Raw genomic sequence first — 25,879 nt, forward strand, 5'->3', positions numbered from 1 at the left:
ATTTTGTTTATTTAAGTTAAAGGATGGGAGATCGCGCATTGAGTATTCGGTTTATAATTGCCGTACTTTCATTATCGACTTTTCTTGTGTCGGGTCTCTCGGCCGAACAGTACAGGCTGTCCGGCGGTGAGACACTGGAACTGCGTGCTGGCGCCTGGGATGCCAGAAACAAGACCTTTGCCAACTGGGATGGCGTGGCCGGTTCCTACAAGATGGCACCGGACGGCAAAATTCATGTCCCGATTGCGGGAGCCGTGGAAGTTGTCGGCAAGACCCTGGACGAGGTCGCGGATACTATTGCCAGCCGCATGCAGCGCATCGTCGGCTTGACGGAATTACCCGCGGTCTCCGTCGAAGTATCCCGGTATGCCCCGGTGTTCGTGGGCGGAGCGGTTACGGCTCCCGGACAATTCGACTTCATCCCCGGCATGACGGTCGAGAAGGCCCTGGCAATTGCCGGTGGCTATTATCGCCTGCCGAACGAAGAGGGGACACAACAGACCTCGCTCACCCGAATAACGGGGGAGATCAATCAGCTTCGCGGAAGCGCATCCAAATTGTTGCAGCAGGAGAAAAGGCTCGAGCAGGAAGTGCAGCTCTATTCGGCGGAGACATTGCCAGACGCCGTGGAGTCGCAATCATCCGACCCTGTGCAGTCGAAGATCCTTTCCGCCAACATCAAGGTGATCAAGGCCGAGCTCCAGAGCCTCAAGGATCTTCGTGTCCTGCTGAACGAGAAAATCTCTCAACTGTCCGAAGAAATCGTCCTGCGTGACAACCAGATCGAACTGGCCCGCAAGGATCTCGCATCGATGGAGCATCTGAAGGACAAGGGGCTGGCCGTGACGACCCGCGTGTCCTCTGCCAATACGGCGCTCAACGATCTGGAGGCGAAACGTCTGCAGCTCGAAGTCGCCCGTCTCGACGCACAGCAGCGTCTCAATCTTGCATCGAGAGACGCCGCGACCCTGTTCGACAGGACCCGCGGGGAAAAGCTCTCCGAACTCACGGAGGTGAAATCAAAGCGTTTCGAGGTCGAATCCCGTCTTGAGCTGGCCCGAAAGGTCTACGCCGAGACGCTGTCCGCGAACTCGGTTGATACCACCGTCCAGGACAGCATTGTCACACCTTCCTACAGGATATCGCGGCTCGAGAACGGCGAGATGCAGAGCCTGGACGTCGACCTGAATGCCTTCATGCGTCCGGGCGACAGTCTGACGATCAACCTGACGATTTCTGAACCAGCGTCCAAGTAGGTCCGGAGCAGTGATGAGACGCATTCGAGTATTATTTCCGTTCGTAGGCGGACCTGTCCTGGGCGGCAGCCACATTTCGGCGCTCAGCCTTGCCGCCGCCCTGGATCCGAACCGTTTCGAGGCGCGTGTCCTCGTCCATTTCGAGCCTGGTGCCATTGGCCAAAAGGCACGGGAGCTGGGGCTCGAGTACGAGGTGCTGGAGGACACGCCACTGATGTCGTCGCCCGGCCTGCCTCTGCCCGGCCGCGTAGGCGGGCTCGGCTATCTGACGCGAACACTGCCGGCCTTGCGACGAACGCTGAAAAAGATCGATCCCGATATCGTGCATACGAACGAAGGACGCATGCACGCCAACTGGATCATGCCGAGCAAACTGTCTGGCTGCCGCCACCTCTGGCATCATCGCCAGGATCCGGCTGCGAAAGGGGCGAACATGCTGGCCCCCTTGCTCGCCGACCATATCGTGAGCGTTTCACATTACGCCATGCCATCACGTCCGATCCGGCCGATTGGCGACCGTGCAAGCGTGATCCGAAGTCCTTTCGATTTTCCAGCCATACGGCCGGATCGGACAAATTCCCATGACAAGCTTTGCGACGAACTCAGCCTGCCGAGGGACGCGGTGCTGCTCGGGTATTTCGGCTCGATCATCAAACGCAAACGTCCCGACGGCTTTGTTCGGGTGGTCGATGCGGTTCGCCGCGCCTTGCCGGGGCGTCAGGTGCACGGACTGCTGTTCGGCGATACCGTCGATGCAACCCGGGGCCTGGACGAAACCTGCAAGGCGCTGGTCAGTAGCCTGGGACTGAACGACAATTTTCATTTCATGGGCTTCCGCTCACCGGTTTTCGAGGCAATGAGCGGTGTCGATGTCATGCTTGTTCCGGCTGTCAACGAGCCATTCGGCCGGACCCTGATCGAAAGCATGTATCTGGGGACGCCTGTCGTCGCGACACGGCACGGTGGCAACATCGAAGCGATCTCGGACGGTCTGACGGGGTTCCTTGTTGAGCCGGACGATCCGGAGAGCTTTGTCGAACCTATTTGCAAACTGCTCAGTGACCCATTGTTGCAAACCCGGATTGCCGACGCGGCGCAGGCAGATGCCGCGGCCAAGTATGGCGCCGAACGCCATGTTTCCGAAATTTCCCGCCTTTACGAACAGCTCGTCGAAGGCACCCAGGTAGCAGGTACCGCATATGCTTGACTCAAACATACGATTTCTGATTTTCGGCGCGGCCAAGTCCGCAACAACCTGGCTGCAAAGATCTCTGGAACGCAGTCCGACGATATCGATGCCCAGCCCGGAGCTGCATTACTTTTCCGATGAGTATCACCGTGGAGCGGACTGGTACCTGTCTCAATTCGACTTCAGTAAACCGGACGCAATCGTCGGAGAGAAGTCGAATACCTATCTCACGCAGCCCGAGGCGGCAGAGCGCATCCGGCGGGACCTTCCCGATGTCCGGCTGATCGTTCAGATGCGGGAACCGTCGGCGCGTGCCTACTCCGATTATTGCATGCTCTTGCGACGCGGGGAGGTGTCTCGAAACATCGAGGATCATCTCGACCCGGCGAAGGCCGCGGGCCAGCGTTTCATCAACGACGGCCGTTATGCCCTGCATCTTCGCCGGTTCTACGATCTGTTCCCGCCGGAGCAGATCCTGCTGCTGCTGTTCGAGGATATCCGGCGCCAGCCTGAAAATCAGCTCGCCCGCCTTGCCACGCATATCGGTCATGAGGCACCGCTGGCTCCTCCGGTGGACAGCAAGGTGAAAGACAAGAACGCCGCCATCGTTCCACTGCCCCTGCGCAAGGTCCTGAAGCCGTTTCGCCCCGTTCTGGACGGCGTTCGGCATACCAGGCCAATGAGGGTGCTTCGCGATGCCGTCGCCCGGCCACAGGAATACCCGCCGTTGAGCCCCGATCTGGAAAAAAGGCTGCAGGACTTCTTCGCTCCGGAAGTCAGCGAACTTGAACAGCGGATTGGCAGACCGCTCGACGTCTGGCAGGGCGCACGAAAGGCGTGACCTGATGGACTACGTTGGCAGCGAAGGTGCTGGACTGGAGGTTGGAACGGACGCTGCGGCGCCGGTCATGCATGTGATTACGAATTTCGCCGCCAGCGGCGGAGCGGAAACGATGCTGGCAAGACTCCTGGCGGCAACTTCCGAACCGGCAATCGTGGTCCCTCTGATCGGCGTTTCAGAGCGCAACCTGAGTTTGGCCGGACGGCCGGACGTGGAATATCATCCGCTCAATGCACGCGGAGCGGTGCACATGCCGGGTGCAATCATGAAACTGACAGGGCTGATGCGGGAGAAGCGCCCACGAGCGGTGCTGTGCTGGATGTATCATGCAATGGTTGTCGGCACCTTGTCGGCGCGCTTGGCCGGGGCGCCGCCCGTCTTCTGGACGGTGCGCCAGGCACTTGACGATCCGCGCAGCTTGACGCGAAGCACGCGCCTCGCCGTTGCAGGGGCACGCATGCTATCGTCTCGCGCTGCCGGCATCGTTTACAATTCGGCACGGGCAAGAGAACAGCACGAACAGTATGGCTATGCCGCGCGGTTCGGAAAGGTCATCCCGAACGGCGTCGTGGTTCCCGAGCAGGCGGACCCCACGCCGCGCAAGGCCCGTGTGTTCGGTATAGCCGCGCGCTTTCATCCTCAAAAGGACCACTTGAACTTCTTCCGGGCCGCAGCGCAAATGGCCGCACAATTTCCCGATGCTCGCTTTGTTGCCGCAGGTTTCGGTCTTGATGACCGCAACAGCGAAGTTCTGGCCATGATTGAAGAAGCAGGGCTTGATCCGGCACGTCTGAAATTGCTTGGGGAGCTGCGTGACATGGGGGATTTCTATTCGCAGATAGATGTTCTCGTCCTGTCGTCCAGAACGGAAGGGTTCCCGAATGTCGTCGCCGAAGCCATGAGCCATGCCCGCCCGGTGGTCACCACCAATGTCGGCGACGCGGCACTGGTTGTCGCGGATACCGGCAAGGTTGTTTCACCGGGCGATCCGGATGCGCTGTGCGATGCGATGGCCGAATTTGCCCGAATGCCCCCCGATCAGCTTGCCGATCTCGGCAAAAAGGCTCGGCAGCGCATCGTCGCGAACTACCAGGTGAAGCACATTCTCGGTGAATACCAGGAGGTTCTGTCGCAGCGTGGTCCAGCCTGAAGGCACACTTGCGGCCCGCAGTTAGCTATTTCATCGAAACCGGCTGGACCATCAACGCGCCGTCGAGTTCATCCAGCGACGTTATTTCGACATGGGCCGCGTGTGCATCATCTTTCGCGTGCGGCGGATGCACGGCGCCCGCCCGCCGGATCTGAACGGTGATCCAGCCGCGCGCTTTTGGCGTCAAGAAGTCCTTGGCGGGATTGTCGGCGACGTAGACCATCGGCCCGTCGTCTGCCGCAAGTCCTTCCATTTCCTCGTAAGCGCGGGGATGTGGTTTGCCATATCCTTGAGGCCAGTCTCCGGTCTTGCGGATATTCTCAATCCAGCGGTCAAGACCAAGGGCAACGATCTTGGCGTTTTGAGTTTCCGCCGGTCCATCCGTAATCAGGCCGAACGGACCGCGGTGACGCTCGAGAAAACGCGCCGCATCCGGAGCCAGCGAAATCTGCGGCGGGTGGCCACGGTAAGCCGCAACAAGATCAGCGATCAAATGGCTGTCGCCGCAGTGCCCGAGCCTTTCAAGCGCGCGGTTGAAGATCTGACGCCGCTCGCCTTCCTCGAACAACACCTTGCAGGCGTTGCCAAAGCCTTCCAGGCCTTCGCGTTCTTTTACCCAACCGTCGAGAAAACGATAGCCGCTGAACGCAAACTCCCGCTCCAGATAGAGCGTATCGTCCAGATCAAAAACAATCATCGCAATCCGCCAGTTAACGAATGTGGGGTCGACCGGACAACGCTACCGGCCAGGGCTTCTACTGCCAGGACAGAGCCGAGGTGCGGGTCCTGACAAAAGACCATTTCGGCTCCGGCAAACCTGAGACGATCAGCCGTCGTAGATCGCGCTGTCGTATCGGAGCATTTTGACATTTTCTCGCCAGTCATCGTTTGCGCTGCACGGGAAGCCCGACACTTCCTCAAGAAGCCATTGTGCAAAACGCGCACCCGCATGGTCGGCCAAGGGATACCCGCCCCCAAATCTTGCATTGATTTCAATGACACGCGGTCCCAGTTCCGGGTCGTCGATCACCTGGAAACAGGCGACGCCGGTCAGGCTCGGCAAGGCCCGGTGCACGCCCTCGGCGATTTGCCGGAAGTCATCCCGTCGAACCGTTCTTCCCTTCTCGACTTCACCAGCGCGGATCTGGATGCGCAGATGAGGAACCACCGTTCGCAGGCTGCCGCCTGAATCGACGAACATGTTGATCGTGTATTCCGGGCCACGCAGAAACTGCTGAAAGACCATTGGTTCCTCAAATCGGCCGGGCAGCTCTTCGATTGCCTGAAAGACCTGCAGTCCCCGGCTGGCGCTACCGCCGCTCGGCTTGGCAAACACCGGCCAGCCGAGTGCATCCGGATCGGACAGCAACGCCTCGTGTCCCAGCGATTTCGGCACCGGCACGCCTGCCGCCTCGAGCATCTCCGACGTCAGCCGCTTGTCCCTCACAATTTCGATGACTTCAGTCGACGCCACATGCACCCGCGCTCCCAGCCGGGTGAACGCGTCGGACACGCAGGCAAGCGCCATCAACTCCGTGTCAATCGTCGGAACCACCAGATCGACCCGGTTGTCACGCACAATGTCGAGAATGGCGTTGGCATAACTCGGGTCGTCGCAACGCGGCACGGCAAACGCCCGATCCGCAGCTGCGCATGCTGCACTTAAATCCGGAGCAAGGTCACAGGCGAGGATTTCCAGCTGGATTCCCAGATGGTCGGCAGCAGATCGGAAACATTGAAGCAAACCAACGCGGCGTCCCGCAGAACAAAGCAGCAATCGTAATTTTTTGACCGGCACAACAAATTCTCCGGAAATGTGAGAGGCAATTCAAATGGAATATCAATTCAGTATACGCGGCAATTTCGACCGCAGAGAGAATATAACCAGCCTTGGCTAGTTTGTGAATTCAGTTTCACGAACGTAATGAAGTCAGCGTGATCTTTTTGATTGTTGAAATTCACCTGCGTAACAAATTTGCCGGCATGCTCATCTCGGTGTCGTCACGTTGTTGGAAGCGCTTCAGCCTTTCCACGTTTCTCAACGTCCCCCTGCGGTTCCTTGATCGAGACAAGGCCGGTGAGAAGCAGTGCGATGAGGTCTGCCTGACGATTGGTTCCGGTCTTTTCGAAGAGATTGCGCAAATGAAAAGCGACCGTCGTCGGTGCGATTGAAAGCTCCTGCGCGATGTCTTCCTTTCGCCGACCCTGCGCCAACGCACGGGCGACCTCCGATTCAGTCGGCGTCAGATCGAAGAGGCCTGCCAGGATCTCGTCCGGCATCCTTGGCCGATGCGCCAGATCCGAAATGAATATCACCGCCTTCGCGTCATCGTTCGGCAGTCCTGTCCTGTCCGGGAGCGAACAGACCGTAAGCAGAAAATCACGGCGTCCGGACGGTCTTTGCACCGTCAGGCTGGCAAGGTGATCCTGGCCCTTGCAGGCAGCCTCACAGGCATTCGCCAGCAGTTTCCTGATATCGTTGGCGAGCTGCGATGAACCGGTATGGAGCGTCCGGTCGATCACCAGCCCGTCCCTGGCCATATGTATTTCCCGAGCTGCTTTATTTGCGAAGACAACACCGGACAACGACACCAGCACGATACCGAAGGAAAGCACGTTGAGAACACTTTCCATGCCGTTCATTCCAAGCGATCGGTCCGATCCGCTGCCTGCCAGAGCTTGTCGAAGCGTTTCCAGTTCGCTTTTTTGCCTGTCATCGATCCGGCTGACCTGGCGCAAGCGAGCCTCGATCGTCGCCAGCAACAGGTCATAGTCTATCGGTTTGACCAGATAATCGTCCGCACCCGCGCGCTTGCCATGAATGATCTCGTCGCGCTGGTTTAGAGCCGTCAGGAAAACGAAAGGAACATCTGCGAGATGCGTGTGCCTGCCTCTGACGGTTTCGAGCAAGCCGTAACCGTCGAGCCGCGGCATGGAGATATCGCACAAGATGAGATGCGGGCGGATCGTTTCCAGCACGTCCAGCGCTTCACGGCCATCAGCTGCACCGACCGCGTCATAGCCTGCAGCGGAAAGTTCATCGATGATGTCCTGGCGAAGATGGCACTGGTCCTCAACACAGAGAACCGTCAGTTTCGAACCGGATTTGGGCATCGATTGCATCAACTGCTCTTTGAACCAGACCACGTTGAAATCTGACCATGATGATCCCGATAGTCGGTTCCATGGATGGCGGCGTCAATGGGCGGTCTTTCTTGACGCGATTTCATTCACCTGTCCCCGTTCAAACGCAGGGGGACAGCATTCACGTTCGACAATATTCTCCCGCCATATTGCAACAGAGCGTTCAAGGAGACGCCAAATATGTGGGATTTTTCTATTGGCCGTGCATTAGGCCTGATGTTTCAGACACTGCCTTTCATCATCTTGCGCATGGCGGTCTATTTCGGAGCTGCCGTTGCCTACATTCTTGCAACGGGTGTCGGTGCCGGGGTCGGCTGGGGCATCGGCGGGTTCGGCGATGCCGATTTCCAGGCAACGACCACGACCTGGGGCGGCGTCATCGGGTTCGGTGCAGTCGCCGTCGTGATGTACTTACTGAGAGAATACGTTCTCTATGTCGTCAAGGCCGGGCACATTGCCGTTCTGGTCAAGCTGCTCGACGGCAAGGAGATGCCGGGCGGGCGGTCTCAAATTTCCTACGCCCGCGAAGAAGTCTCTCAAAGGTTTATGCAGGCCAGTGTGCTTTTCGGCGTGGACCAGCTGATAAAGGGTGTGCTGCGCGCAATCACGGGCCTGGTGCGGGGCGTCTTCACGCTTCTGCCGATCCCCGGTGCCCGGCAACTGATCTCGATTGCCGAGGCCTTCCTGCGCATTGCCGTCGGTTTCATCGATGAAGTCATCCTCGCCTATACGATCCGGACAAATTCGGACAACGTGTGGGCTTCGTCCCGGAGCGGGCTGGTGCTTTATGCCCAGAATTATAAACCGATGCTCAAGAATGCCGCCTGGCTTACTCTTATCGTCTACGGCCTGTCGTTTCTTGTCTTCCTCGTCATGTTGGCTCCGGCCGCCCTGGTCGCATATCTCGTTCCTGGCAGCTGGTCTGCGGGCGGCATCGTGTTTGCAATTTTGTTCGCGTGGTCCGTCAAGTCCGCTTTGCTGGAGCCTTTTGCAGTCACCTGCATCATGGAGGTCTACTTCCGGACAATTGAAGGGCAACAGCCTGATCCGGCCTGGGAAGCCAAGCTCGAACAGCTTTCGACAAAATTTTCCAGTCTGAAGGAAAAGGCGGCGTCCTATCAGCCTCCCCGGATCAACGATCCTGTCAAGGCGGCTGGCTGATCATCACGCACGCAGTCAGGACTGCCTTGTCCTGTCTGCACCGGCATCCGGCATCCGGCATCCGGCAAATCAACGCCCTGTTTCTTGTTGTTCGCGTAGCGGGAACTCGGGACAGGGCGAAATACGCAATTTTCGGCGTGCGCAACATCGGAGGTCTGGCATCGGTTGAATGTTTGCAACATCAACAACCGGTGCCATAATGATTTTTTTACCTTTGCGGGCCCGATCATTGATTGAAGCATTTGAAAAACAAGCGTTACCGGCAACGAGACGAAAAGACATGGCAGCGGCGTTATACCGGTGTTGCAGTCACCTTCGCTGCTCCTTCAGGTTCACCAATCTGCTTTCTTCCCTCAAACGGTCAAAGGCATTTGCAGGGACAATGCTCATGCTGATCGGTGTCGGTTTATCCGTTGCGACAGCTCGATCGGAAAACATGTCATTGACCGCCCCAGCAGGCGAAGTCCGGCTGACGGTCACCGGCAATATCAGCAAGACAAACTCAGAGGCCGCAGCGCTTCTTGACGATGCAATGCTGGAAGCACTGCCCCGTCACACACTCGAGACCTCAACTGTCGTCACGGATGGCGTAAAACACTTCGACGGCTTCCTGATGCGCGACCTGCTTGAGTTCGTCGGCGCCAACGGCACAACGGTTACCGCCAGTGCACTCAACGATTATACCATCGACATCCCGATGGAAGACTTCGTGCGGTACGATGTTCTTGTCGCAACCCATATGGATGGCGAACGACTACAACCCTCGGACAAGGGCCCTTTCTGGATCGTTTATCCCCGGGACGAGCATTCCGACCTTCAGGACATCCGTTACGACTATCGCTGGGTGTGGCAGTTGATCCAACTGAAGATCAAATGACGCGCAGAAGCGATCTTGTCGCCTATATCGTTGCAGGCACTGCATCCGTTGCCTTCGTCTTGCTGCTCGTATTTTCCCTCGCACGGCTTCTCGATACCGAAGCGGAATTGCGGCGCAACGAGGGGGACAACATGCTGTGGGCGATCTCACGAACGCAGTCCGCGGCGCTCCTGCTGGATGCCGAGGTTTCCCGTCATGTCGGCAGCATCTCCCGCAAGGCAGCTGAACTGGACAAGCGTTACAACGTGATGCTGAGCCGCTTGAACCTGTTATCGGAGGGGCCTCAACGACGCTACATGCGAGAGCTTGGCCTTGACGGAGAACTGGAAAAGGTGGCTGGGGCGCTACGAGCGCTTGAGGCAAAAATCCTGGACATGTCATATGGTGACGTCCAGACGGCTTCTGCCGTTCACGACCTTCTCCAGCCCTTGATTGAGGATCTCGGCCGCGCCGGAAACCAGTCCATGGTCCGGCAATGGGAGGCAACGGGTGCGCGACTAGACAATCAACGTGCCGCAATCGTGCAGGTCATCATTTCCATCGTGGCGATCATTGTTCTCGGCGCCTTTCTGTCCTTCACGATGTTGCGGGCGATGGCCGAACAGCAACGCATCCGGCTGTCGCTTTTGCGTGAACGCGAAACCGCCGAGATCTATCGCAGTTTCGTTGCCCTGGTTTCTCACCAGTTTCGAACACCACTCGCCGTCATCGATTCCGCGATGCAGCGCGTCTTGCGAAGCGGAAACCAGATGCCAACCGACGAAATCAGGCAACGGGCAAGCCAGGTGCGCTCCGAGGTCCGGGGTTTGACAAGCCTGCTGGAAGCAACGCTGGATGTCGTTCGGCTCGAAGAAAGACAGGTGACGGCCAGACCCGGAAACTGCCATGTCGAGGATCTCATTCAACGGGTCGTCGCCCGTCAGAGTGAAGAAACACCGGAGCGGGCTTTTTCCCTGGAAATTGGCAACAAGGTTCCCCAAACGATCGAAACGGACCGGTTGCTTGCGGAACAGATCCTCAACAATCTTCTATCGAATGCGGTGAAATATTCGCCGATCACCGAGCCGGTTTCAGTGAGTGTCCGGGCGCAGAACAGGTCCATTTTCATCTCCGTGCACGATCGGGGTGTTGGTATTCCGCCGGAGGAGCAGGAGCGCGTGTTCAGCCGCTTCTTTCGCGGTCAGGGCACGGCGGGAATTCCCGGCACGGGTATCGGGCTGAACATCTCTTCCCAGGTTGCAAGGTTGCTCGGGGGAGAGTTGTCTTTTGAAAGTCAGGCGGGAATAGGATCGGCCTTTACTTTGAAATTGCCGGAGAAATGGCCGGGTGTGCAATAGATGGCGTTCTTGTCACCAAAACTGCTATGAGACTGGATTCACGGCTTTCGTTCGCACGTGAAGCGCGAACATTGATCTGAGCACTAACCTACTTGCGCAGATTTTGCGAAATCAGGGTCTGAGCTCGTGATCCATCAGTTTCCAGGGGAGGGGAAATGAAGCGCAAAAAACCACTTGTAACCCTGCGCGATGTGGCAGAGGCAACCGGTGTCAACGTGTCGACAGTTTCGCGCGTGCTTCAGAACAAGGGACGTGTTTCGCAAAAGACCAGAACCCATATTCTGGAAACAGCCGAACGTCTCGGTTACCACGGCAACCCGGTTGCGAGAGCCCTGAAAACCGCAAAGTCCTCGACACTTTTGATGGTAGTTCCCCAGATCGAAAACCCGATCTTTGCGTCGGCGATTGTGGGAGCCGAAATCGAGGCACGCGAGAAAGGTTTTGCCCTTCTGGTCTCCTATGACAAGGGGGATGGGCGCGAGATCATCACGGACATTTCTCGATCAAGCATCATCGAGGGTGTCATCATCGCGAGTTTCGATGAGGATGACCGGTTGCGACAGATGCTGAACAGCACGGGATTGCCGCATGTGATCCTCAACCGACATCTGGCCGGTGACCGGAATTGCGTTGCGATCGATACCCGCGAGGCAGCCCGCATCGGGGTTGAGCACCTCATCGCCATGGGGCATCGCCGGATCGGGCATCTGGCCGGGCGGCTCGGCCGGTTCAATGGCGACATGCGGCGCCAGGGATGGCAACAGGCTCTTGAAGCCGCCGGCCTCGACCACGGCGAGGAATTCGTTGCACAGGCAGGCTACGATCCTGCAGCCGTACCTGCGGCCGTCGACAAACTGCTGGCCTGCGGCGTGACCGCTATTCACGCCGCGACGCTGCTGACCGCAGCTGCGGCCATTGCCAGATTGCACGAACTCAAGCTCCGTGTGCCGGAAGATGTTTCCGTCGTCACGATGCATGACGACCTGCTTGCCCGGGTCGTTTATCCCCAGGTGACCACAGTGGCTTTACCCTCCCAGGAAATGGGGCGCGCGGCAGCCAGCCGGCTCATCGACCTGATCCAGGGAACTGCGCCTGACGAGGGCTCAGCGCTCGAAAGTCTCCTTCTTCCTCCAGGCGATCTCATCGTGCGCGCATCGGTCGCCTCCATCTGAAATTCAGCAAACCGGGCTTGACATCCAGACCAAAGTGCAATTGTTTGTGTTTGAGCAAACGTTTGCCCAACGCGATTTCTGACAATCCGATTGGGCATGGAGGAGGAAAAATCTTTGAGTAATCGTGATCTCGTTTCCGAGCTTTCGGAGCTGGTCGGTGCGGAAAACGTCCTGGTTGACGAAGGTTCGCGCGCCGGCTATGCACACGACCGTCTGCCCTATGCGAACTTCCGTGCAAGGGAAGGCGCCCTGGTCGGTACGCTGCCAGGCCTCGTCGTGCGCCCCGCCACAACGGAACAGGTCTCGGCAATTGTCGGGAAGGCAAGCAAGGCCGATCACCCCCTCATTCCCTATGGCAGCGGCTCCGGTGTTCTCGGCGGGATCATTCCCCTGGGCGGCGAAGTCATGCTCGACATGCAGCGCATGAACCGCATCCTGAAGATCGACCGGGACAACCATCTGGTAACGGTCGAAGCCGGCATGAACGGCGAAGTGTTCGAAGACGCGCTGAACGCAGAAGGTTTTACATCCGGTCATCTGCCGCAATCGCTGACCATCTCGACGGTCGGCGGGTGGGCCGCCTGCCGCGGCGGCGGTCAGGAATCGAGCCGCTTCGGTAAAATCGAGAACATTGTCGTTGGCCTCAAGGCGGTCATGCCGGATGGGCGCGTGCTGGAAATCAGGCCGCTGCCCAAGCGGGCCTCCGGACCATCGGTTCTCGATATCATCGTCGGCAGTGAAGGCACGCTTGCCGTCATAACGGAACTGACCCTGCGCATCTGGACGCTGCCGCCCGCCGAAGAGGCGATCGTGCTGGCACTTCCCGATCGCACCGCAGCCCTCTCGCTTGCCAAGCGCATCATGCAGGCGGGGCTGCATCCGCGCATCGTTCGTCTCTATGACGAAAAGGAAACCGCCTCGCGCACCGAAGGCATCAGTGCTTTTGAAACCCGCCCGGTGATGGCCAACATCGTGGTTTGCGGCGAAGAAGCCATTGTGGCTGCAGAAGCGGCACTGGTACGCGAGTTTGCAAAGAGCGTTGATGCCGTGGAAACGGAAACACGTCCCTTCGACGAATGGCGGGCAAAGCGCTACGTCTCCATTACGAAACAGTGGCTTGATAAAGGCTACTACAACGACACGCTCGAAGTCTCGGTGAACTGGAGCAAGGCTTCGTCGCTTTACGACACGATCGCAGCCCGGATTGCTGCGGAAGTCTCCAAGGACGCCCATTTCAGTGCCCACTGGTCGCATGTCTATCCGGAAGGCGTGTGCCAATACATGACCTTGCGCCTTCCTCCCATGGATCAGTCTGCAGCCTTGCCGCTGCATGAAAAAATGTGGGACATCGTCAACGGTGAAACGCTCGCGCATGGCGGCTCGATCGCGCACCACCATGGAAGCGGCCTTTTCCGCGGACCCTGGATGGACGGAGAGCACGGCGTCGGAATGGATATTCTGCGCTGTATCAAGGCCTCCGTTGATCCGCAAAACCTCTTCAATCCCGGCAAACTCGGCTTTCCACCGCGCGCCGGCTCCATCGATCCGTACCGGGACAGGGGTGCCAATGTCTGACGCCCTTTTGCTTGGGATCGACCTCGGAGCAGGATCGCTCAAGTCGACGGTCATCACCACGGACGGGAAGGTCGTGGCTTCGGCCTCCTGTCCGGTCGAAACACTCACACCGAAACCCGGATTCAGCGAACAGGATCCGGAAGGCTGGTGGTTGGCACTCGTCACATCCCTGCAGAAGATCTGGCAGGGCGGCCTGGAGCCGCATCGCATCGTTGCGGTTTCCGTGACGGCCGGAGCGCACACCCACGTGCTCGAAGACGAGTCAGGCAGCACATTGCGGCCCGCGATCATGTGGAATGACCAGCGTTCCGGTTCTCAGGTTGTGCGGGAAAGAGCAGCGCGCGGGGCTCAGATCCTCGACCTTTCGGGCAATCGCATCAGCCCCACCTGGACGCTGCCGCAATTGATCTGGTTGCAGGAACAAGAGCCGGAAACGCACAGCCGCATCCGCCGGCTTCGCCCGGCCAAGGATTGGCTGCGCCGTCGTCTCGACGGCAGCGATGCAACCGACATCACGGATGCCTGGGGGCTCATGCTTGCCGATGCACGTTCAGGGGGCTGGTCTTCCGAACTCTGCGCGATGGGAGGGCTTGAAACCGAAGTTCTTCCGGAAATAGTTGCATCGACGGCGACGACGGGGACAGTGACACCGAGGGCCGCTCAGGAAACCGGTTTGCGGGAAGGCACACCGGTCATTTGCGGAACCTCCGATACCAATGCGGAAACCTATGCAGCAGGCATGACACGCAAAGGCATCGGAGCCCTGAAGCTCGCCACGGCGGGCACGGTCTCCACATTGACGGACGCTCCCCGTTTTTCCGACGATGTCATTCATTACCCGCACCTGGTGTCCGATCATCACTACTCGATCCTGGGAACCAACTCGTGCGCCTCGGCCCATCGCTGGCTGCGTGACGCGCTTTTCTCGGAAATGGGTTTCGAGGGCATGGATGCCAAAGCTGCCGAAGCCCCTGCAGGGTCGGAAGGTCTGCTCTTTCATCCCTACCTCAACGGCGAGCGGAGCCCCTACTGGGACCCTGACTTGCGCGCCTCTTTCGTTGGGCTGGGGTTCCAGCATGGAGCACCGCATTTCTGCCGGGCTCTCTATGAAGGCGTTGCCTATACGCTGCGCGATTGCCTTTCCGTTTTGCAACAGCGCGGCATGGGCTTCACCACCGCCCGTCTCGTCGGCGGGGGGACACGCAGTGCCTTGTGGCGGCAGATCATTGCAGATGTCACAGGACTGACGATCGAAGTTCCCGCCGAAGGCGATGCGTCCTTCGGTGCAGCGCTTGTCGCGGGCATTGGTGCGGGCGTTTTCTCGGACACGGATGACGCTGCCCGCGTCATCCGCGTGGCAGAGACTTTGACGCCAAACGCCCGAGCCACGGCGACTTACGACGAAGGCTTCGTTCGGTTCCGGGAGGCAAAGGAAGCCCTCACACCGATCAACCACAAAACCGTGCGGGCAACCGGGGAGGCCAAGTAATGGCGGAAGTCAGTCTGCGCAAACTGCGCAAGACCTATGGGGCCGTGGTTGCGGTGGAAGGCGTCGACCTTGAGATCGCCAAGGGCGAACTCATCGTTCTGCTTGGCCCTTCCGGATGCGGGAAATCGACAACCCTGCGGATGGTCGCGGGGTTGGAAACGATCAGCGCCGGGGAACTGCATATCGGTGGCCGGAACGTGACCACCCTGGAGCCCAAGGACCGTGACATCGCCATGGTGTTCCAGAACTACGCGCTTTATCCGCACAAGACCATTCGCGGCAACATGTCGTTTGGTCTCAAGATGCGCGGCATGAAAGGGGGCGAGATCTCCAGGCGGGTCGACGCTGCAGCGGAAATGCTGGACATCACGCACCTGCTCAACCGCAAGCCCGGCCAGCTTTCAGGCGGACAGATGCAGCGTGTCGCGCTCGGCCGTGCCCTTGTTCGCGACCCGGCGGTGTTTCTGCTCGATGAACCGCTGTCCAACCTGGATGCGAAGCTTCGCTCCAGGATGCGGGAGGAAATCGCCCTTCTTCAGCGGCGCATCGGCAAGGCAATGCTTTACGTCACGCACGATCAAACGGAGGCAATGACCCTTGCCGACCGGATCGTCATCATGCGCGACGGACATGTGCAGCAGATCGGCTCGCCGCTGGAGGTATACGACCGGCCGGCAAACGCCTTCGTCGCGGGCTTCATCGGCTCGCCCGAAATGAACCTCGTTGAAGCTGACCTCAAGAACGGTTTTCTCAGCCTGTCGGCTGATGTCTCCATTCCTGCCGGCAGCGATACCGGTGAGCGGGAGGTGATTGCCGGCATTCGGCCGGAAGCCATCACGATTTCAGACGAAGGTCCGGAGTTCGCGGTCCGGGGCATCGAACAGCTCGGCTCGCAAACGCTTTTCATCGGCGAGACGGCTGGTCATCGCCTGCGGGTCATGACCCAGCGCAGGGACGACATCAAGGTTGGTGAGAGCGTTCATCTCGCTCTTCCCGCAGCAGCAATCCACCTGTTTGACCGCGCCAGCGGTGAACGCCTCGAGATGCCGGGAGGGGCAGCTTGAACAAAAGGGTTTAGCCGCACCTGAAAGCGGTCAATTGGAGGAGAAACATGACTAAGAGCAAATTCGAGACAGGTCTCTGGACTAGACGCCAGGCCCTCAAGACCATGGGTATCGCCGGCGCCGGGCTGGCAGCCTCGTCCCTTGCGGCCCCGGCCCTCCGCGCCCAGGGCAACAAGCCCATCCGGTTTTTGAACTGCGAAACAGGCAAGGACACGCTCGCCTTTTTCTCGAAGGTGGCAAAGGAATACCAGGAAAAGACCGGCGTTGAGGTCGTCATCGATTCCGTACCGCTTGGCGAAAGCTTCACCAAGATCACCAATGGCATTCGCTCCGGAACCCCTTATGACGTGGCAAACGTCGGTTTCATCGGCCACGTGCTGCTATTGGCCGAGCAGGAACAAATCGTCCCCTTGAACGAGCTGACGGACGAATACCAGTGGGGGAACAACATCCTCTTCCCCATCGACAACAAGGTGTACTGGTACCCGTTCGACTACAACCTTGCGCTGATCTATTACCGCAAGGATCTTTATGAGACGAACGGTCTGTCCCTGCCGAACACGTGGGATGCGTTCGTCCAGAACAGCGAGGCGCTTGTCCAGGGCCGCCAGAAAGGCGCGCTGTTCCCGATCGGATCGAACGGGGCAACCAACTGGATGTCGTTTGCCTTCCTGTGGGCCGAGGGCGTCAAGCTGTTCGACGACCAATGGAACGTGATCCTGGACAACGACGAGATGAAGCCTCGGGTAGCCGCCTACCTCGACTTCATGACCAAGCTCTACGGGACGATGCCTCCGGGCGCTCTTCAGGCCAGTTACTCCGATGTCCTGTCCAACCTGGTTGGTGGTGCTGTGGCCCACGGAGCCTATGCCGGACGTGTTCTGGAAGCTGCAGAGCGGGACAACCCGACCCTGGCCGAGAACCTTGGCGTCATGCCCTACATGGATATGTCCGGAAAGCAAAAGGCGGTCAGCCACGGCTACGACGGCTGGGTGGTCCTGAAGACGGACAACACTGGTCCGGCGATGGATTTCATGCGGTGGCTTACGACCGATCGCATGGTCGACTTCCTGCACACCGCACCGGTGCACTTCCAGCCGACGCGACTTGATATCTATGAAGACCAGCGTTGGCGCGACAACGCAATGATCCAGAAATACTCTGGTGTGGTCGAGCAGATGAGAGAACTTGTGACCGACGAGTCTGTTGTGCTCACGTCCATTGATACGCAAGGCCCGGCGCCTGACGTCAGACCCGGCAAGGTGTTCGAGTCCTTCGTCATGCCTGAAATGCTGCAGAACAAGATCCTTCGCGAGATGGATTCTGCAGAGGCCGTGGATCAGGCCGCAGCCAAAATGCGTGAAGTGATCAAGTGACGAAACGGAGAGGGGAGTGGAAACTCCCCTCACTTTCACACCATCTGGAGTTCGTGAATGACTCGCTGGTTGTTGCCGGGTTTTCTCGGTATCGGGTTTCTTGCGACCCTTGTCCTGATCGTCGGGCCTGCGCTTTATGCGGTTTCGCTCAGCTTTTATGACATGCCGTCGCTTACGGCCGATCCGGTCTGGGTCGGTTTCGCAAAATACGCCAAGGTTCTTGCAAGCGCAGAGTTCTGGAACGCGCTTTGGAACGGCTTCGTCTATGCCGGGTTGGCGATTGTCCTGCAGGTGGTGCTGGGCATCGGCTTCGCGTTGCTCTTGAACCAGAATTTCATCGGCCGCTCTCTGCTGCGCGGACTTACGTTCCTGCCGTATCTTCTGCCGACGGTGGTCGCAGTGCTGGTCTTCAAGTGGATGGTTGACGGCTCGCTCGGCATCATCACCGTTCTGATGGATGACCTGGGCCTGCCGCCGATCTACTGGTTCGAGACCGAGACCGCGTCCATGACGTCGGTGATCCTGATTTCGGTCTGGTTGTGGACCCCGTTCGTCACCACGACCTTTCTCGCCGGGCTGCAGACAGTTCCGACCCAACTCTATGAAGCGGCGCGCGTAGACGGTGCCGGGCCCGTTCGGCGTTTCTTTCACGTGACCCTGCCGTCGCTGCGCCCGATCCTGACGGTCATCATTCTTCTGCGGGGCGTGTGGATGTTCAACAAGTTCGACGTCATCTGGCTGACGACGGGCGGCGGTCCGCTTGGTGCCACGGAACATCTGCCGGTCCTGTCCTACCGGGAGGCATTTGCCCTTTATGACATCGGCAGCGGCGCAGCGATCGCAACGCTTTCCTTTTTCGTCCTGATGGTCGCCGTTGCAATCTATTTCCGGGTGTTCCCGATGGAGGAAGGCAAATGAGTGGACAAATCCAGGCTCGCCGCGTTGCCGGCCGGGCGGGACTTTACTTCGCGGTGATCGTTCTGGCGGTCTACAGCGCCTTTCCCATCTACTGGATGGTCGTTTCTTCCCTGCGTCCCACTCAGGAAATGCTCATGAACCCGTCTCTGGTTCCGCAGCGATGGACGCTTGAGTATTACACCAGCCTGTTGGCGCAGACCGACTATCCGCGGCAGTTCCTCAACAGTCTCATTGTTGCGGTGACCACCGTTGCCCTGACAATGCTTCTGTCCGTCATGATCGCTTATGGTGTCACCCGCCAGCGCATTCGCGGCAAACAGATGATCATCGCCGGCATGCTCTATGCCTACATGTTCCCCCCGCTGTTGCTGGCAATCCCGCTTTACGCAATGTTCGCGGCAATCGGCCTCAACGATACGCTGCTGTCACTGGTCATTTCCCACCTGACCATCACGATGCCGCTCGGCGTCTGGTTCCTGTGGGGGTTCTTCAAGACAATGCCCTTCGAGCTTGAAGAAGCAGCCATGGTGGACGGCTGCACGCGCCTGGGGGCTTTCCTGCGTGTTGTACTGCCGCTGTCGGTCCCCGGGCTGGTAACGGTCGCGATCTTCGCCTTTCTCCTTTCCTGGACCGACTACACCTTTGCCCTGGTCATGATCGGATCGGACGCGAACAAGACGGTGCCCCTGGGTCTGGCGTCGATGATCGGCGCCTTTGACCTGAGATGGGGAGATATCATGGCCGGCTCCACACTGATTGCCATGCCGTTGTTCATAGCGTTCATCACGCTCTCTCGTTACTTCGTCCAGGGCCTGACCGCCGGTGCGGTGAAAGGATAACTCATGACAATGCGCATTCTGGGCGCTCCACTGCGCTATGTGCAGGGACCGGGAGCCATCGACCGCCTGGCCGAGGAAATTGCCATCATTGGCGGTGGCCCTGCGGCGGTGGTCATTGATCCGGTAGCCCGCGACCTGCTTGGTGACCGCATCAGGTCCCAGCTTCCCGACGCCCGCCTCATGGAATTCGGGGGGGAATGTACCGCGGCGGAAATCACCGCCAGGGCAAGGGAAGCCGGCGATGCACGGCTTCTTGTCGGCATCGGCGGGGGCAAGGCGATCGATACCGCCAAGGGAGCTGCAATCGAGCGGGGTCTGCCGGTTGCCATCGTGCCGACCATCGCCTCCAACGACAGCCCGACCAGCCATATTGCCGTTGTCTATACGCCCGACCATGCGGTTGAGGGCGTCCGTCACATGAAGACCAACCCCTCCCTTGTCCTGGTCGACACGGCAGTCATCGCCGGAGCACCGCGTCGCTTTCTGGCAGCCGGTATCGGCGATGCGATGTCAAAGCCGTATGAGCTGGCAGGCGCTCTTGCCGGAGGTGGTCTCAACTTCTTTGCAGGCCGTCCCACGGAACTCACCCAAGCCATTGTCGCGCGTGCCAGCGACATTCTTCTTGCCGATAGCGAAGCGGCGATGTCGGCCGAAGGCCCGAACGAAGCTTTCGAGCGCGTGGTGGAGGCCACCGTGCTTCTCAGCGGTCTTGCCTTTGAAAGCGGAGGGTTGTCGATAGCCCACGCGATGGTGCGCGGCCTGTCGGTCACACCGGCGCTCTCTGGATTGCTGCACGGGGAGATGGTCGCTCTCGGCACCTTGACACAACTGGCAGCCGGGCAAGGGTCCGAGGAGGAAATCCGCACCCTTGCAGCCTTCTTCCGACGGATAAATCTGCCCACATCCTTCGCAGAATTCGGCGTCTCCGGCGCAGCGGAACTGAAGCATATTGCCGAGGTTGCGCTCACAGCCCCCTATGCGCCGAACTACTACCGCAAACTCGGCGTCTCCGACCTCGTTCGCGCGATGCAACTGCTCGACGAAGGACATTGATCGATGCCGCCATCAAGAAATGTTGTGGTCACCGGCGGCGGTACAGGTATCGGTCTTGCAACAACGCAGCTTTTGACCGAGCGCGGCTGGCAGGTAACGGCCGCAGGCCTGGAACGGGAGGAAGGCTTTCCGCAAGCTGCCCGGTTTGTCGAGGTTGACGTTACTGATGTGGCCGCGCTTGCCCATCTCCTTGAAGAAGAGCAAGAGCTCGGCGGCCTGGTCACCTGTGCAGGCACAATCCAGTACAGCCGGGAATGGGACGCAGCGGTATTCGAGAAGGTGATGGCGGTGAATGTCACCGGCGTGCTCACCTCCTGTACGGCCGCGCGCGATGCGCTTCAACGCGGCAACGGTTCCGTCGTCAACATCGCCTCCATGTGGAGCTGGTTCGGCAACCCCGTTGCGCCTGCTTACGGCACCAGCAAGGGGGCGGTCGCTGCCCTCACCCGATCCCTTGCCGTTGCCTGGGGAGGAAGTGGCATAAGGGTCAACGCGGTCGCGCCGGGTTGGGTGGAAACACGCATTTCCGAAGGCGCGCGATCAGATCCGGCACGGCGCGCACGGATCGACGCCCGCATCCCGATCGGCCGTTGGGCCGCGACTGTGGAGATTGCGCGGGTCGTCGCGTTCCTTCTTTCTGAAGACGCTTCCTACGTTCATGGCGCGATCGTTCCGGTAGACGGTGGTTATCTGGCGGCCTGAGCCATGCAAGGTATTGCGTCGCTGCGGCATGCCTAAAACGCCGAAAGGCGTTGCCGGGTTCTGTTCTTCCAAACCCGGCAACGCCTTCTGATTTTAAGGTCACGCGACAGCCGCTTTAGAGTACGCGTTCTTCCCGGAACGCCCGTCCGAATGACTGCAGCACAGGATCCAGCAGATAGCGCATCGGCGTATGGGCTCCTGTTTGAATGAAGACCTGTGCGGGCATACCTGGCACCAGCTCAAAACCGCCTCCGGCCTCCCGGATGTCGTCGGAAGTAACCCTGACCCGCACCGTGTAGAATTGCTCTCCCGTCTGCTCGTCCGTTTCGGCGTCCGCACCAACCTGGAAGACTTCCCCTGTCAAGGGCTTCATGTGCCGCCCCATGAAAGAGGTGAGCTGAACTTTGGCGTCCATCCCGATCATCACGTTGTCGATGTCGGACGTGCGCAGACGCGTATCGAGGATGAGTTCCTCGTTCTCTGGCACGATCGTGATGATCGGTTCGCCCGGCCGCACGACACCGCCGACCGTCTTGTAGTTGACCTTGAGCACCCGCCCCTCGATCGGAGAGACGATCTCTGTGCGGTTCAGGATGTCCGAAGTCGCGGAAAGCGCCTCGTCGGCTTGCGCAATCTCCGCGTTGATTTCCGACAACTCCTTGGCCACCTTTTCGCGTTCTTCGCTGAGGGCCGTCAGTTCCGCAATCTTGATTTCCTCGATCTTCTGCCGCGCACGAGCGATCGTTGACCCGATGGCATTGCGCTCCGACCACAGTTCGGCCCGCTTGCGTTGCAGAGCCAGAAGCTCGGGCTGCCGCATCAGACCTTTGTCCATCAGGACCTTTTTGCTATCCAGCTCCTTGTCAAGCAGCAGGATCTGATCATCCATGCCGTCTATCTGGGCTTTCAGACTACTGATCTCGGCTTCAACCTGGCCTGCCTGCACATGATAGGTCGACTGCTGCCTTCCCAGCAGCTCGCGCCGTACCTTGAATTTTGTAATCTCGTTAGCAACGAACTGCGTGTAACTCTTGTCGGCCGACATGACCGACGGCATCTGGACCTCAAAGGTTTCATCGCCACGCTCTTGCGCCAGCAGCCGGTCTCTGGTCACCACATAGCGTTGGTGCTTGCGGTAGATCGACAGATAGTTTGCCGTTGCCAATGCCTGATCAAGAACCATGAGAAGCTGACCGTCCTTGACGACATCGCCCTCCTTCACATTGAGATGGCGTACAATACCGCCTTCCAGATGCTGCACCACGCGCAAGCTTCCGTCCGGACTGACCTTGCCGGCGGCGATGGCGGCCGACGACAGCTCCGCGAAACTTGCCCAAATTCCCGTGCCGAAGAAACAAACCGCGACGACCAACGAACCCATGATCCAGTGTTGCCGGATGGAGCGACGGAGGGACGACGCCGGGTTATTTTGCTCTTTCATCACTGACCTCCCTGAGTTTCGTTGGCCGGCGAAGCGCCTTTTGCTTGCGCCGGCTGGACCTTGCCAAGTTTCTGCAGGATATCGCTGACCGGGCGGATGGCGTGCTTCATGAACTCCTCGCCGGTTTGCGTCTTTTGAATTGTGCCGTCCGCAAGGGTGATGATCAGATCGACTTTCGAGAGCGCCGAGGGTCTGTGGCTTACAATGATGACCGTGCAGCCTTGTTCCCGAAGGAGCACAAGGCACTCCTGAAGCGAGGCTTCGCCATCACTGTCCAGGTTGGAATTCGGTTCATCGAGGATGATCAGCTTGGGCTTGTTGTAGATCGCCCTGGCCAGACCGACCCTTTGGGCCTGTCCGCCGGACAGACGAAGTCCGCCCGGGCCGATCAGGGTTTCATAGCCGTTCGGCAGAGCGTTGATCATGTCGTGGCAACCGGCAAGGCGCGCGGCAGTCACAACCTTTTCATCGTCCGGCTCGCCCATCCGGGCGATGTTTTCCTTCACAGTGCCGTATAGCAGTTCCACGGACTGCGACAGGTAGCCAATGTTCCGGCCGAGTTGCTGCGGGTCCCAATTGCGCATGGCGACACCGTCAAGACGGACCGAACCGGAACTCGGATCCATTGCGCCAATCAACAATTTGCACAAGGTGCTCTTGCCGGAGCCGGAATGGCCGACGATTGCATTCAAGGTTGCCGGCTTGATATCGATCGTGATGTTGCGCAGCAAAGGCCGTTCCTGGCCTGAAACGAGCAGATTGACACCTTTGAGCTGCAGGTGCCCACTGGGTTCCGGCTGCTGGGTCCGGTCGAAGTGGAGCGGAGCTGCCAGAAAAATATCGTTCAGCCGACGATGGGACTGCATCGCGCCGACGATGCCTCGCCAGGCGCCGATGGCCTGTTCGGCAGGCGCAAGCGCGCGCCCCATGATGATTGACGCTGCAATCATGCCACCCGGGGTGATTTCACCCAGCGTGGCAAAATAGGCACCGAGACCCAAGACACTGATCTGCGCCGTGAACCGGATGAACTTGGTGATCGCGGCGGTCTTCGCTGAAAAGGCGGCAACGGCGAAAGTAGAATTGGCCACCAGTTCGTTGTCGTTCCGGTAGCGGGCGAGAACGCCAGGCAGCATTCCCATGCTGTAGACGCTTTCCGCGTGTTGCGTCGCGATGTCAATCGTCTGCTGTGCCCGCACGCGAGCCGCCGCAGCACCCGCCATCCGGCGGCGGGTGACCGTGTCGTTGATACCTGCGATTATCACCAAGAGCACACCGGCCGCGATGGCGACGAAGCCGAGGGCAGGGTGGATGAGAATAATGGCACCGACAAAGAAGGGCACCCAGGGCCCATCGAAGAAAGGCAGCACGCTCGAACTGCCAACGAACTGCCGGATGGTTGCCAGGTCGTTCATTGCATGCGAGTGGGACTTGCCCGTCGACCTGGCCGTCTGGATGACGGCATGCAGCAGGTCGGCATGTACGGTTTCATCCCACCATTTCGCTATGCTGGCGAGGATGGAGCCGCGGATTGCATCAAGAACCGCAATCACCGCCAGAAAAAAAATCACGATCATCGTCAGGAAGACAAGTGTCTCGAGGTGGCCGCTCTGCATCACCCGGTCGAAAATCTGCTGCATGTAGAGGGGGGAAGCCAGAGTTCCGAGATTGACAAAGATCGAAAAGAAACCAACGGCAAGAAACCCGGCCCAGGAAGAGCGATAAACCTTGAGAGCGGGATAAACGCTTTCCCTTGCGCTGCGTACAGCCATGTAGACTCTCCAAAAAAAACATAAAAAAGAAGAGAGGAGAGGGCGCGTGCGCCCTCTCCAGAAGTTTCATGATCAGACGACCAGCGGACCGTCGCCGTCTCCGTCAAATGTCGGGATAAGCATTTCAGGGATGTCGCCCGCACCGTCCGCGGTGGTCCAGTCGTCACCGCCGAAGGTGTTGGTCTTGTCCGGATCTACCGACAGTTCAATATCGAACTCGGCGGAGTTGGAGACCGCATCATGGACATCCACGACAGTCATGGTACCCGAGATGTTGGCGGTTTCGCCCTGATCCATGACCTGGGCCATAATGCGTTCCAGGTTATGGGTGAAGGTCACGCTGCCGTCGGCTTCACCGATGTTCAAAAGCCCTGCGGCTTCCAGATCGGCGATATCCAGCGTCACCTGATGGCCTGCGATGGACAGGCTGAGAGTACCCGAGATCTCATCGATCTGGAGTGTTTCCGTTTCACCATCATCAACGTCGTTGGCAGCCAGAAGCTCAAGAAGATTGAAACTGCTTTCGTCGTTGTTGGAGTTGCTGTGAACAACAGTGAACGAACCCGTGTAGTCCTCAATAGTCGGGGCATCGTTCGTGCCGTTGATGGTGATGGTCACGTCGGTGGTGACAGTGCCGCCGTTGTTGTCGGATACGGTTACCGTATAGACTTCGTCGACGCTGTCGCCTTCGTTGAGGGCCTGAACATTGGCGTTGAACTGGTCAATGGTGTAGGTCCATTCACCGGTTTCCTCATCGATGCTGAATTGACCCAGTGCCCCGTCAACGACAGAGGCGGAGTAGGTCAGGACATCCCGAATATCGACATCCATTCCGACGATCAGGCCAGTCGCAACGTCTGTACCGTCTTCCCCGACACCGGATTCCGTCACCTCGCCCAGGACATCCGCTTCGGAGATCGTGGGATCGTCGTTGGTGCCGGTCACGACGACCGTCACTTCCCGCGTGTCCGTCGCTCCGCTATCGTCCGTCACGGTCAGGAGGTACTTGACTTCCAGCTGTTCGCCTTGGGCGAGGAAGTCGAGTGCCGTTGCGGCGATTGCAAAGGTCCAGGTGGCGCCTCCGTTGTTGGCGTTACCGGCCGATTGCTGCACCGTCAGCGCATTCGTGAAGGCAACCTTCTGTTCCGGCGTCAGCGTGAAACCACTGCCTGCGACTGGTTCGACAGAGGTGAACTGAGCGGTCACTTCTGGCGTGTCGGACAGGTCAAGGTCGGTGAAGAAGACCTCACCGGATGTTTCAAGCTGTGCCGGGGTATTGGCTTCCTCGAGGACGCCATCGAAGACACCGCCAGAGAACACCGGTCCATCATTGGTGCCGGTGATCGTGATGGTGATCTGGGTGGTGTCAGTGCCTTCCGGGAACCAGTTCCGGTCACTGACTTTGACGTCGAACGTCAGGGTCAGCGTTTCGCCGTCCGCCAGCCAGTCGAGTGGAGCCGAGCCGTTGTAGGCATAGGTGAATTCAACATTCCCATCTTCGCCCTTCGGCACGGAGAAGATGT

General features: G+C 59.0%; 22 protein-coding genes. 16 read left to right on the forward strand and 6 right to left on the reverse strand.

The annotated features are described in order from the left end of the window. Positions 1-86: 86 nt before the first annotated feature. From ACVDG9_RS28020 to ACVDG9_RS28035, 4 genes are read left to right on the forward strand one after another with little or no spacing between them, the layout of a single operon-like run. A complete protein-coding gene (locus ACVDG9_RS28020) occupies positions 87-1,256 on the forward strand; it encodes a polysaccharide biosynthesis/export family protein (RefSeq protein ID WP_447239594.1) in 1,170 nt (389 codons plus the stop codon). Between the two features lie 13 nt (positions 1,257-1,269). Further along, positions 1,270-2,463, forward strand: coding sequence for a glycosyltransferase family 4 protein (locus ACVDG9_RS28025; protein ID WP_447239595.1), 1,194 nt, complete (start codon positions 1,270-1,272; stop codon positions 2,461-2,463). Further along, positions 2,456-3,286 (forward strand): sulfotransferase family protein, encoded by an 831-nt coding sequence (locus tag ACVDG9_RS28030; protein ID WP_075283062.1) that lies wholly within the window; start codon positions 2,456-2,458, stop codon positions 3,284-3,286. The genes ACVDG9_RS28025 and ACVDG9_RS28030 overlap by 8 nt, the downstream gene beginning before the upstream one ends. A 4-nt stretch (positions 3,287-3,290) precedes the next feature. After that, entirely contained in the window at positions 3,291-4,436 is a 1,146-nt protein-coding gene (locus tag ACVDG9_RS28035; RefSeq protein WP_447239596.1) for a glycosyltransferase, read from the forward strand. 25 nt (positions 4,437-4,461) lie between these two features. Here the strand turns inward: ACVDG9_RS28035 and ACVDG9_RS28040 are convergent, their stop codons facing one another. The 3 genes from ACVDG9_RS28040 to ACVDG9_RS28050 all read right to left on the reverse strand — a co-directional run bounded on the left by ACVDG9_RS28040 (position 4,462) and on the right by ACVDG9_RS28050 (position 7,559). Then, positions 4,462-5,133, reverse strand: a complete 672-nt coding sequence (locus ACVDG9_RS28040) for an HAD family hydrolase (RefSeq protein WP_447239597.1) — start codon at positions 5,131-5,133, stop codon at positions 4,462-4,464. A 129-nt stretch (positions 5,134-5,262) separates the two neighbouring features. Continuing rightward, on the reverse strand, positions 5,263-6,234 hold the full coding sequence (locus tag ACVDG9_RS28045) for an ATP-grasp domain-containing protein (protein WP_447239598.1): 972 nt from the start codon (positions 6,232-6,234) through the stop codon (positions 5,263-5,265). Between the two features lie 203 nt (positions 6,235-6,437). Further along, complete coding sequence (locus tag ACVDG9_RS28050; protein WP_447239599.1) at positions 6,438-7,559, reverse strand: response regulator; 1,122 nt, start codon at positions 7,557-7,559, stop codon at positions 6,438-6,440. Positions 7,560-7,760: 201 nt separating this feature from the next. Between ACVDG9_RS28050 and ACVDG9_RS28055 the strand changes: the two genes are divergently transcribed. The 12 genes from ACVDG9_RS28055 (at position 7,761) to ACVDG9_RS28110 (ending at position 21,143) form a co-directional block, all read left to right on the forward strand. Continuing rightward, positions 7,761-8,741 (forward strand): hypothetical protein, encoded by a 981-nt coding sequence (locus ACVDG9_RS28055; protein ID WP_031268848.1) that lies wholly within the window; start codon positions 7,761-7,763, stop codon positions 8,739-8,741. Between the two features lie 442 nt (positions 8,742-9,183). Continuing rightward, positions 9,184-9,618 (forward strand): putative pterin-binding protein, encoded by a 435-nt coding sequence (locus ACVDG9_RS28060; protein ID WP_447239600.1) that lies wholly within the window; start codon positions 9,184-9,186, stop codon positions 9,616-9,618. Next, positions 9,615-10,955 carry a sensor histidine kinase gene (locus ACVDG9_RS28065; protein ID WP_447239601.1) on the forward strand — a complete coding sequence of 447 codons (1,341 nt, stop codon included), beginning with the start codon at positions 9,615-9,617 and terminating at the stop codon, positions 10,953-10,955. Before ACVDG9_RS28060 ends, ACVDG9_RS28065 begins: the two co-directional genes overlap by 4 nt. A 155-nt stretch (positions 10,956-11,110) precedes the next feature. Continuing rightward, entirely contained in the window at positions 11,111-12,127 is a 1,017-nt protein-coding gene (locus ACVDG9_RS28070; RefSeq protein WP_022999577.1) for a LacI family DNA-binding transcriptional regulator, read from the forward strand. Positions 12,128-12,241: 114 nt separating this feature from the next. Continuing rightward, entirely contained in the window at positions 12,242-13,702 is a 1,461-nt protein-coding gene (locus ACVDG9_RS28075) for an FAD-binding oxidoreductase (protein ID WP_161633227.1), read from the forward strand. Continuing rightward, the gene (locus tag ACVDG9_RS28080; protein ID WP_447239602.1) at positions 13,695-15,191 is read left to right on the forward strand and encodes a xylulokinase; all 1,497 of its coding nucleotides are present in this window, start codon (positions 13,695-13,697) and stop codon (positions 15,189-15,191) included. Before ACVDG9_RS28075 ends, ACVDG9_RS28080 begins: the two co-directional genes overlap by 8 nt. Beyond that, positions 15,191-16,255, forward strand: a complete 1,065-nt coding sequence (locus ACVDG9_RS28085; RefSeq protein WP_206910024.1) for an ABC transporter ATP-binding protein — start codon at positions 15,191-15,193, stop codon at positions 16,253-16,255. The genes ACVDG9_RS28080 and ACVDG9_RS28085 overlap by 1 nt, the downstream gene beginning before the upstream one ends. A 47-nt stretch (positions 16,256-16,302) precedes the next feature. Next, on the forward strand, positions 16,303-17,631 hold the full coding sequence (locus ACVDG9_RS28090) for an ABC transporter substrate-binding protein (protein ID WP_077293872.1): 1,329 nt from the start codon (positions 16,303-16,305) through the stop codon (positions 17,629-17,631). Positions 17,632-17,688: 57 nt separating this feature from the next. Next, positions 17,689-18,549 carry a carbohydrate ABC transporter permease gene (locus ACVDG9_RS28095; RefSeq protein WP_022999582.1) on the forward strand — a complete coding sequence of 287 codons (861 nt, stop codon included), beginning with the start codon at positions 17,689-17,691 and terminating at the stop codon, positions 18,547-18,549. Further along, positions 18,546-19,388 (forward strand): carbohydrate ABC transporter permease, encoded by an 843-nt coding sequence (locus ACVDG9_RS28100; protein WP_022999583.1) that lies wholly within the window; start codon positions 18,546-18,548, stop codon positions 19,386-19,388. The genes ACVDG9_RS28095 and ACVDG9_RS28100 overlap by 4 nt, the downstream gene beginning before the upstream one ends. Positions 19,389-19,391: 3 nt before the next feature. Continuing rightward, entirely contained in the window at positions 19,392-20,441 is a 1,050-nt protein-coding gene (locus ACVDG9_RS28105) for a glycerol dehydrogenase (protein WP_447239603.1), read from the forward strand. Between the two features lie 3 nt (positions 20,442-20,444). Further along, entirely contained in the window at positions 20,445-21,143 is a 699-nt protein-coding gene (locus ACVDG9_RS28110; protein ID WP_367021682.1) for an SDR family NAD(P)-dependent oxidoreductase, read from the forward strand. A 115-nt stretch (positions 21,144-21,258) separates the two neighbouring features. On the opposite strand, the gene ACVDG9_RS28115 is transcribed toward ACVDG9_RS28110, so the two are convergent. The 3 genes from ACVDG9_RS28115 to ACVDG9_RS28125 form a co-directional block, all read right to left on the reverse strand. Next, positions 21,259-22,584: an HlyD family type I secretion periplasmic adaptor subunit gene (locus tag ACVDG9_RS28115; RefSeq protein WP_022999586.1), complete on the reverse strand. Its 1,326-nt coding sequence runs from the start codon at positions 22,582-22,584 to the stop codon at positions 21,259-21,261. After that, positions 22,584-24,356 (reverse strand): type I secretion system permease/ATPase, encoded by a 1,773-nt coding sequence (locus ACVDG9_RS28120; RefSeq protein ID WP_152507966.1) that lies wholly within the window; start codon positions 24,354-24,356, stop codon positions 22,584-22,586. Before ACVDG9_RS28120 ends, ACVDG9_RS28115 begins: the two co-directional genes overlap by 1 nt. A 72-nt stretch (positions 24,357-24,428) precedes the next feature. Beyond that, positions 24,429-25,879, reverse strand: a 1,451-nt coding sequence (locus tag ACVDG9_RS28125; RefSeq protein ID WP_447239605.1) for a VCBS domain-containing protein, incomplete at its 5' end; no start/stop codon positions are given.

This window comes from Roseibium sp. RP-7, assembly GCF_053005225.1.

Bases quoted from the DNA above. Each gene is read 5' to 3' on its own strand.
- ACVDG9_RS28030 (WP_075283062.1), top strand. From the start codon at position 2,456: ATGCTTGACTCAAACATACGATTTCTGATTTTCGGCGCGGCCAAGTCC.
- ACVDG9_RS28035 (WP_447239596.1), top strand. From the start codon at position 3,291: ATGGACTACGTTGGCAGCGAAGGTGCTGGACTGGAGGTTGGAACGGAC.
- ACVDG9_RS28110 (WP_367021682.1), top strand. From the start codon at position 20,445: ATGCCGCCATCAAGAAATGTTGTGGTCACCGGCGGCGGTACAGGTATC.
- ACVDG9_RS28105 (WP_447239603.1), top strand. From the start codon at position 19,392: ATGACAATGCGCATTCTGGGCGCTCCACTGCGCTATGTGCAGGGACCG.
- ACVDG9_RS28040 (WP_447239597.1), bottom strand. From the start codon at position 5,133: ATGATTGTTTTTGATCTGGACGATACGCTCTATCTGGAGCGGGAGTTT.
- ACVDG9_RS28115 (WP_022999586.1), bottom strand. From the start codon at position 22,584: ATGAAAGAGCAAAATAACCCGGCGTCGTCCCTCCGTCGCTCCATCCGG.
- ACVDG9_RS28090 (WP_077293872.1), top strand. From the start codon at position 16,303: ATGACTAAGAGCAAATTCGAGACAGGTCTCTGGACTAGACGCCAGGCC.
- ACVDG9_RS28070 (WP_022999577.1), top strand. From the start codon at position 11,111: ATGAAGCGCAAAAAACCACTTGTAACCCTGCGCGATGTGGCAGAGGCA.
- ACVDG9_RS28025 (WP_447239595.1), top strand. From the start codon at position 1,270: ATGAGACGCATTCGAGTATTATTTCCGTTCGTAGGCGGACCTGTCCTG.
- ACVDG9_RS28085 (WP_206910024.1), top strand. From the start codon at position 15,191: ATGGCGGAAGTCAGTCTGCGCAAACTGCGCAAGACCTATGGGGCCGTG.
- ACVDG9_RS28095 (WP_022999582.1), top strand. From the start codon at position 17,689: ATGACTCGCTGGTTGTTGCCGGGTTTTCTCGGTATCGGGTTTCTTGCG.
- ACVDG9_RS28100 (WP_022999583.1), top strand. From the start codon at position 18,546: ATGAGTGGACAAATCCAGGCTCGCCGCGTTGCCGGCCGGGCGGGACTT.
- ACVDG9_RS28050 (WP_447239599.1), bottom strand. From the start codon at position 7,559: ATGCAATCGATGCCCAAATCCGGTTCGAAACTGACGGTTCTCTGTGTT.
- ACVDG9_RS28080 (WP_447239602.1), top strand. From the start codon at position 13,695: ATGTCTGACGCCCTTTTGCTTGGGATCGACCTCGGAGCAGGATCGCTC.
- ACVDG9_RS28120 (WP_152507966.1), bottom strand. From the start codon at position 24,356: ATGGCTGTACGCAGCGCAAGGGAAAGCGTTTATCCCGCTCTCAAGGTT.
- ACVDG9_RS28065 (WP_447239601.1), top strand. From the start codon at position 9,615: ATGACGCGCAGAAGCGATCTTGTCGCCTATATCGTTGCAGGCACTGCA.
- ACVDG9_RS28055 (WP_031268848.1), top strand. From the start codon at position 7,761: ATGTGGGATTTTTCTATTGGCCGTGCATTAGGCCTGATGTTTCAGACA.